At 54.3% G+C, this 7,907-nt stretch carries 6 protein-coding genes; 1 reads left to right on the plus strand and 5 read right to left on the minus strand.

The window, feature by feature from the left end:
• Positions 1–246 precede the first annotated feature (246 nt).
• Together AB4Y96_RS12290 and AB4Y96_RS12295 are read right to left on the minus strand one after the other, a co-directional pair.
• Positions 247–3,330, minus strand: a complete 3,084-nt coding sequence (locus tag AB4Y96_RS12290) for an efflux RND transporter permease subunit (protein WP_441917611.1) — start codon at positions 3,328–3,330, stop codon at positions 247–249.
• The gene (locus tag AB4Y96_RS12295; protein WP_441917613.1) at positions 3,327–4,550 is read right to left on the minus strand and encodes an efflux RND transporter periplasmic adaptor subunit; all 1,224 of its coding nucleotides are present in this window, start codon (positions 4,548–4,550) and stop codon (positions 3,327–3,329) included. The genes AB4Y96_RS12290 and AB4Y96_RS12295 overlap by 4 nt, the downstream gene beginning before the upstream one ends.
• 172 nt (positions 4,551–4,722) lie before the next feature.
• Here AB4Y96_RS12295 and AB4Y96_RS12300 point away from each other — a divergent pair, with 172 nt between their 5' ends.
• Entirely contained in the window at positions 4,723–5,301 is a 579-nt protein-coding gene (locus tag AB4Y96_RS12300) for a TetR/AcrR family transcriptional regulator (RefSeq protein ID WP_091876932.1), read from the plus strand.
• Here the strand turns inward: AB4Y96_RS12300 and tgt are convergent, their stop codons facing one another.
• The 3 genes from tgt to AB4Y96_RS12315 form a co-directional block, all read right to left on the minus strand.
• On the minus strand, positions 5,302–6,435 hold the full coding sequence (gene tgt / locus AB4Y96_RS12305; protein ID WP_441917616.1) for a tRNA guanosine(34) transglycosylase Tgt: 1,134 nt from the start codon (positions 6,433–6,435) through the stop codon (positions 5,302–5,304).
• Entirely contained in the window at positions 6,432–7,511 is a 1,080-nt protein-coding gene (gene queA / locus AB4Y96_RS12310; RefSeq protein ID WP_441917618.1) for a tRNA preQ1(34) S-adenosylmethionine ribosyltransferase-isomerase QueA, read from the minus strand. Before queA ends, tgt begins: the two co-directional genes overlap by 4 nt.
• A gap of 17 nt (positions 7,512–7,528) precedes the next feature.
• A partial coding sequence (locus tag AB4Y96_RS12315) for a peptidylprolyl isomerase (RefSeq protein ID WP_441917620.1) occupies positions 7,529–7,907 on the minus strand: 379 nt, incomplete at its 5' end.

The raw sequence follows: 7,907 nt of genomic DNA on the forward strand, positions 1-7,907 counted from the left end.
GTTCTTTCTGCATTATTAAACGACGTTCATCTGCTTGGTTTGTCGCAAATGGATTTCAAAACATGATGAACCGTGTGTCGCATTTCACAGAATACGTCTTTTGATAATCGTTTGCCGGGAGCAGGGTTTACTGCTCGTCATTCTTCGCGCTGTTAAACGAGCCTGACGTTATAGAACACCAAAAATGACAAAGCCTCCGAACCCGGCAAGGTTCGGAGGCTTTCTTTTTGCGCAAGAATCAACCGATCAGGTATGGCTTGGCTGAGGTTCTGCACCCGGCAGTGGTTTGGTCACTGTCTCAACCTTATGATCCTTGTGGGAAATGAAGGTGTAGAACATCGGCACCACAAAAAGCGTGAAGATCGTACCAACCAGAATACCCGAGAAGATCACCAGACCGATGGAGTAGCGGGCTGCCGCACCCGCACCTGTTGCCGTGATCAGCGGAATAACGCCGAGCGCCATGGCTGCTGTGGTCATCAGGATCGGGCGAAGACGTGTCTTGGCCGCCAGAATAATCGCATCGTGCCGCGATATGCCGTGCAGTTCACGCTGCTGGTTGGCAAACTCCACCATGAGAATGCCGTGCTTGGTGATCAGCCCCACAAGGGTGATCAGCCCCACCTGCGTATAGATGTTCAGCGTACCAAGTCCCATATTGAGCGGAACAATTGCACCGAAAATCGACAGCGGAACCGACATCATGATGATGAACGGATCGCGGAAGCTTTCGAACTGTGCCGCAAGCACAAGGTAGATCACGACGATAGCGAGCACGAAAGCAATCAGGATTGTATTGCCCTGCGTGACCTCCAGACGCGATTGGCCTGTGTAATCCAGGAAGAAGCCGTTTGGCATCAACGGACGTGCCGTATCAACCACAGCCTTCAGGCCTTCACCCGTTGTAACGCCCGGCATCGGCAATGCGGAAATCGTTGCCGAGTTGAGCTGATTGAACTGCTCGATAGCTGCCGGAGATGCATTTTCCGTCACTTTGATAACCGCCGACAACGGCACCATGTCGCCGGATGAACTCTTGACGAAGTATTTGCCAAGGTTTTCCGGATTGGAACGGAAATCTTGCGGTACCTGCGGAATGATATCGTAGCTGTTGGAATCGCGGTCAAATTTCGCGATCTTGCCGCCACCAACCAGAAGCCCGAGCGTCTGGCCGATTTCACTGACAGGAATACCCAGAGCTGATGCACGATCACGATCAATCGTCACAGTGACCTGTGGCGCGTTAAACGATAGCGAATTCTGCGCAACAATGAACTTGCCCGAAGCCTGCACCTTGTTCTTGATCTCCTCAGCCACTTCGAAGACCTTGTCGGCGGGACCCGTCGATTGGATGACGACCGAAATCGGCAAGCCACCACCCGTGCCGGGCAGAGTTGGCAGTGCGAAAATATAGGCCTGCGCACCGGCTACCGGGCTGATCCTGCCCTGTAACTCCTGCTGAAGCTGCTTCTGCGACTTTTCGCGTTGCGCCCAGTCTTTGAACACCCAGATCGCAAACGCCGAATTGGTGGTGCCCAGACCCGCAATATTGAAGCGGGCTTTGAGTTCAGGCAGATCCTTGGTCAAGGCATCAATCTGATTGGCATAGAGCTGCGTATAGTCAGTTGTCGCATATTGCGGCGCGTTGACAAGCGATACCAGGAAGCCCGAATCTTCTTCCGGTGCCAGTTCGGATGATGTTTTGTTGAACAGGAAGGCCGTCAAAGCCACAAGCGCTATAACGATGAACAGGGTTATCGGCCGGAAAGCCAGTGATCCTGCAACCCGTCGTTCATAGGCACCTTCCAGCCAGCTGAAGCTGTTATCAACGATACGCTGGAAACGGCTGTGATTGCCACTTTTCAGCAGCAAGGCGCACATCATGGGCGAGACCGTCAAAGCGGCTACGCCCGAAATGATGACCGCACCAGCCAGCGTGAACGCAAACTCGCGGAACAACGCACCGGTGAGACCGCCGGTAAACCCGAGCGGCGCAAACACAGCAGCCAGTGTAATCGTCATCGCAATGATCGGGCCGGTGATTTCCTTCATGCCCTTAAGCGCAGCGTCGATTGGCTTGAGCCCCTCTTCGATGTGACGATGGATGTTTTCCAGAACCACGATCGCGTCGTCAACGACGAGACCGATCGCCAGAACCATCGCGAGCAGCGAAAGCAGATTGATCGAATACCCTAGAAGGAACAGGAAAAAGCAGACGCCAACCAGTGAAATTGGGATCGTTACGACCGGAATGATAACCGAGCGGAATGATCCAAGGAAAAGCAAAATCACCAGAACAACAATGAGCACCGCTTCACCGATCGTCTTGAACACTTCCTCGATGGACGAGCTGATCTGCTCAGTCGAATCGTAAAGCATGATGATAGACATGCCTTCTGGAAGCGTGGCGTCGATCGCAGGCAGTTCTTTGCGTACAGCAGCCGTCATATCCAGCGGGTTCGCCGATGGTGTCGGGAAAATACCGAGGAACGTACCGCTTGATCCATTGAAAGTAACCCGTGTGTCCGTATTGACAGCTCCAAGCTCAATTCGGGCCACATCGCGCAGACGGACGATATTGGTGCCATCTGACTTGATGGGCATCGCACCAAAGGCTTCAGGCGTCTGCAAGGTTGTTTTCAGCGTAATTGGCGATGCGACATAGAGGTTTTCGATCTTGCCCGGCGCCGACAGGAAGTTTGACTGCTTGATGGCGGTCAAAACCTCCGATGCGGTGGTCTTGCGTGCAGCGAGCTGAATCGGATCGATCCAGACACGCATCGAGAACACCTGACCACCCAGAACCTGCGCATCGGCAACACCTTGAATCGTCGACATACGCGGCTGGATGACGCGCTGCAGATATTCGGTAAGCTGCACACTGGACATGTTGGGATTTTGCACAGCCAGATACATGGTCGCGAACTCCTGACCTGTACCCTTCTTGATCACGGGATCGTCGGCTTCCGTGGGCAGATCACCGCGAACCTGATTGACCTTGGAAATGACCTCGGTCAGCGCCGCGTCTGGATCAGCGCCAAGTTTCATCTGCACGGTGACCGTGCTGGATGACGGCACCGATGATGATGTCACATAGTCAATGTTTTCCGTTGTGGTGACAGCCTTGGCAATTGGTGCAGAAATGAAACCCTGCATCAGATCGGCGCTGGCGCCCGCATAAGTCGTTGTGATGGTGATAGCCGTTTCGTCAACCTTCGGGTACTGGCGAACCGCAAGGTTCGACACGCCTTGGGCGCCGAGCAGGATAATCATCAAGGCGACAACCGTCGACAGAACTGGACGGCGAATGAATACATCTGAGAAATTCATTTTGTGGGCAGTCCCGCGTCAGTGGTGTTGGCTGGATTGACGGCATTGGCAATTGTCACTGCTCCGCCGGCGTTCAAGCGATTTTGGCCTGCAGTCACAACAATATCGCCCGCCTTGATGCCTTTGGTGATCTCAACCAAAAGACCTGAGCGGCGACCCGGCGTAACGAAAACCTGCGCAAGAACAAATCGCTCTTCCTTCTTGGCAGCGGCAGGGTCAGCTGGCTTTGTTGCGTCGGCTGGCTTGGCGGCGTCTGCTGGTTTGGCAGCATCGGCAGCCTTGGCCGGCTCTTCCTTCTTTACCTCAGGACGAAGAACGAAGATGTAATCGCCGTAAAGGCTGGAGACGAGCGCGGTCTGCGGCAGAGTAAACACCGCATCTTCCTTTGGAAGCGTGACATACACCTGAGCAAACTGGCCCGGACGCAATTTGCCGTCCGAGTTGTCGACCTTCGCACGCACGGAAACCAGCCGCGTTGCCGGATCGATCCGTGGCTCTACAGCCGTGATCTCACCATTGTAGCTCTGGTTGGTATCTGACAAGCTCATCTTGATCTGTTGTCCGATATGAACCTGATTGAGATTTTGCTCGTTAACCGTGAAATCGACGCGCATGGTGGCAAGGTCCTGCAACGAAACGACAACATCACCCGGCTTCAGATACTGTCCCTGTTCGATCTGCGGAATACCAACCGTGCCCCTGAAAGGCGCCTTGAGCAGCTTCTGCTCCATGACGGCCTGCAATTTGGCAATTTCGGCCTTCTTGGCCAGTGATGCGGCCTGTGCCGTATCCACATTGGATTCAGCGCCGACACCACGCGTATTCAGCGTGCGTGCGCGTGCCAATGTCTGATCGTTCAGAACATCCTGAGCCTTGGCAGCCACAATATCAGCCTTTTCGATGGCATCATCCAGCTGCAGGAGCGAAGCGCCCTGCTCTACAACCTGATTTGCCGTGAAAGGGATTTCCTTGACGATACCAGCAACCTCAACAGCCAGGCTAACGCCCTGAATAGCGCTGACGGAGCCGATGGCTTCAATATTCGGTGTCCATACGCTGGGTTCAACCTTGTAGGTCGAGACAGCTTGGGCAGGCTGTTGCATGGTGGCAAAGAACTGCTTGATCATTCCCTCTTTGAAATAATTGAACCAAACCAAGCCTCCGCCAAGCACCACGACCAAAAGTAAAATGATCACGGGTAGAATGTAGCGCTTTATCATGGGGAACCGCTCCGGAACAAAACAATGGCCAGCAAAGTTTGTTGCCAGCCTGTCAAATGAGAATAACGTGATGTGGACTTGATTGCCACGTGCCATTTACTGTACCGTCCGGACGGTAAAGTCAATAGAAACAGGATTCCTTATGGGACTAAAGTTTTGAAGAAAGAGCAGAATGCGGGCGGCAGTTCTCACAACGAAAGATAAAATTCTGCAGGCAGCTGCGGAAATCGCCATGGAGGTGGGTCCTGTTCACCTCTCTCTTGATGCAGTGGCTAGGCGAGCGGGGCTTTCAAAAGGCGGCTTGCTCTATACGTTCCCCACCAAGGCCAAACTGCTCGAAGCACTGGTTGAGCACCATGTGGCGGAGTTTGACGAATCACTGCGCATGCAGGAGGCCAAGCGAAACCACAAGGTGAACAGCGTGGTTCAGGCCTGTATCGAGGTGTATCGCGCTGAATTTGTGCTCAATGAGCCTGAACCATCGGGCATATTGGCTGCTATCGCCAATGATCCGAGCTTTATCGATCCCATCAGGCGCTACAACAAACAATTACTCGATCGTATGAAAGAGAACTCGGAAGATCCGACAATGGCGCTGATCGCATTTCTGACCATAGAAGGCCTGCGCAGCCTGAAGCTGCTCGATATGGATACCCTGACCCACGAAGATCAGATCACGGCGATTGACGGGTTGCGTCAGCTTTTTGCGCCCTGTGATCCCGATAAGCCATCCCAGCCCGCAACGGGCTGATCAGGCATAAACCGGAATATCACCCTGAGCCCAGGCACCTTGGGTCTCTTCGCTGAATGCCTCGAAGCGTTTGGCCTCAATGGCATCGCGGATGCCCTGCATATGCTGCTGGTAATAGGCCAGATTATTCCATGTCAGCAGCATGCCGCCGAGTGCTTCACCTGATTTGACCAGATGATGCAGATAGGCGCGGCTGTAATCACGCGCTGCCGGGCATGAGGACTCTTCATCAAGCGGACGCGGATCATCCGCATGGCGGGCATTGCGCAAATTGACCTTGCCTCGCCGGGTAAAGGCAAGACCGTGCCGCCCTGCCCGTGTCGGCATCACGCAGTCGAACATATCGATCCCGCGTGCGACGGATTTCAGAATATCGTCAGGCGTACCGACGCCCATGAGATAACGCGGCTTTTCTGAGGGAAGTTCAGGACAGGTCACATCGAGCATGTCGAGCATGACGTCCTGTGGCTCACCGACGGCAAGACCACCGACCGCATAGCCCTTCAAATCCATGACTTTCAGCGCCTGTGCTGAACGAATGCGCAAATCCGGCACGTCGCCACCCTGCACAATGCCAAACATCGCCTTACCCGGTTGAACACCAAAGGCCGTCTTGCACCGTTCGGCCCAGCGCAACGACAATTCCATGGCGCGCTGGATATCTTTCGGTGTTGATGGCAAAGCCACACATTCATCGAGCTGCATCTGAATATCGGAATCAAGCAAGCCCTGTATCTCGATCGACCGCTCCGGGCTCATTTCATAGGCACGGCCATCGATGTGGGAGCGGAAGGTCACACCCTTTTCATCAAGCTTGCGCAACTGCGCCAGCGACATGACCTGAAAACCACCGGAGTCCGTCAGGATTGGCCCCGGCCAGCGGGCGAAATCATGCAGACCGCCCAGCTTGGCAATGCGTTCGGCACTGGGGCGCAGCATCAGATGATAGGTATTGCCAAGGATGATATCGGCACCAAGATCGGAGACCTGATCCATATACATGGCTTTGACCGTCCCAGCTGTACCTACAGGCATGAATGCGGGCGTTCGCACGGTGCCGCGTGGCATGGTGATTTCACCACGCCGGGCTTTGCCATCGGTTGCGATCAGTTTGAATTCAAAATTTTCTGTCATGATGCGGATCGCCATAACAGGCTTGCATCGCCATAGGAATAGAAGCGGTAGTGATTTTTGATCGCATAGGCATAAGCCTCATGCATGCGCTCAAACCCGCTGAAGGCGGAAACCAGCATGAACAGCGTCGATTTGGGCAGATGAAAATTGGTCATCAGCAGATCAACCGCGCGGAACTGATAACCCGGTGTGATGAAAATATCCGTCGGACCGGACCACGCCTTGACAACGCCATCGGGCGTGGTCGCGCTCTCAAGCAGTCGCAGCGATGTCGTGCCGACGCTGACAATACGTCCACCCCGTGCTTTCACGGCATTCAGCGCATCGGCAGTGGCTTGATCGACGTGGCCGATCTCCGCGTGCATCTTGTGATCGGCAGTATCATCGGCTTTGACGGGCAAAAACGTACCCGCGCCCACATGCAGCGTCACGAAATGTTCTTCGATACCGCGCTTTTTCAGGTCTTCGAGCAGTGCAGGCGTAAAATGCAGCCCAGCAGTGGGCGCAGCGACTGCACCTTCCTCACGAGCATAAATGGTCTGATAATCTTCCTTATCGCGGCCGTCTTCTACACGCTTTGAGGCAATATAGGGCGGCAAGGGAATATGCCCGACGGCAGCAATCGCTTGATCAAGATCGGCGCCGCTGAAATCAAAGACCAGCAAAGCCTCGCCCGCTTCGCCTTTCTCTGCAACAATGGCCTGAAGCGATCCCAGCAGACAGGCATTGTTGCCATGGCCGAAATCGATCCGCTCGCCTTGTTTGATGCGTTTCGCGGGGCGCAAAAAGGCCTTCCAGCGATCCGGTCCGGTGCGCATATGCAGGGTCGCGCTGATTTGGGCTTTCACGCCGTCGCGCTCGCGAAAACCTTCAAGTTGCGCAGGTATCACTTTGGTATCATTGAAAACGAGCGCATCGCCAGCCTGCAGAAAATCACCGAGATTCTGTACGGTACTGTCCTCAAATCCTGAAGCATTCGCCTTCACAAGCAAAAGCCGCGCTGAATCGCGCGGCTCTGCAGGTCTCAATGCGATGTTTTCTTCCGGCAGGTCAAAATCGAAAAGATCAACACGCATGATGTATCAATGCGATCTTATTCGACGTCTGCGGCAACGCGCATGGAAACGATCGAATCCGGATCCTGCACAGGCTCGCCGCGCTTGATCGTGTCGACATTGTCCATACCTTCGATAACCTGACCCCAAACCGTGTACTGACGGTTGAGAAAAGCAGCATCATCAAAGCAGATGAAGAATTGGGAATTGGCAGAATTCGGGTTCTGCGAACGGGCCATGGAGCAAGCGCCACGACCATGGTTGGCATTGGAGAATTCAGCCTTCAGATCAGGTTTTTCCGAACCACCCATACCGGCGCGCGATGGATTGAACGACGAACCGCCCTGCTTGCCAAACTTCACGTCGCCAGTCTGCGCCATGAAACCGTCGATAACGCGGTGGAACACAACGCCATCA

It is taken from the genome of Phyllobacterium sp. TAF24, assembly GCF_052113785.1.
Lineage (GTDB): Bacteria > Pseudomonadota > Alphaproteobacteria > Rhizobiales > Rhizobiaceae > Phyllobacterium.

Bases quoted from the DNA above. Each gene is read 5' to 3' on its own strand.
- tgt (WP_441917616.1), bottom strand. From the start codon at position 6,435: ATGACAGAAAATTTTGAATTCAAACTGATCGCAACCGATGGCAAAGCC.
- AB4Y96_RS12290 (WP_441917611.1), bottom strand. From the start codon at position 3,330: ATGAATTTCTCAGATGTATTCATTCGCCGTCCAGTTCTGTCGACGGTT.
- AB4Y96_RS12300 (WP_091876932.1), top strand. From the start codon at position 4,723: ATGCGGGCGGCAGTTCTCACAACGAAAGATAAAATTCTGCAGGCAGCT.
- queA (WP_441917618.1), bottom strand. From the start codon at position 7,511: ATGCGTGTTGATCTTTTCGATTTTGACCTGCCGGAAGAAAACATCGCA.
- AB4Y96_RS12295 (WP_441917613.1), bottom strand. From the start codon at position 4,550: ATGATAAAGCGCTACATTCTACCCGTGATCATTTTACTTTTGGTCGTG.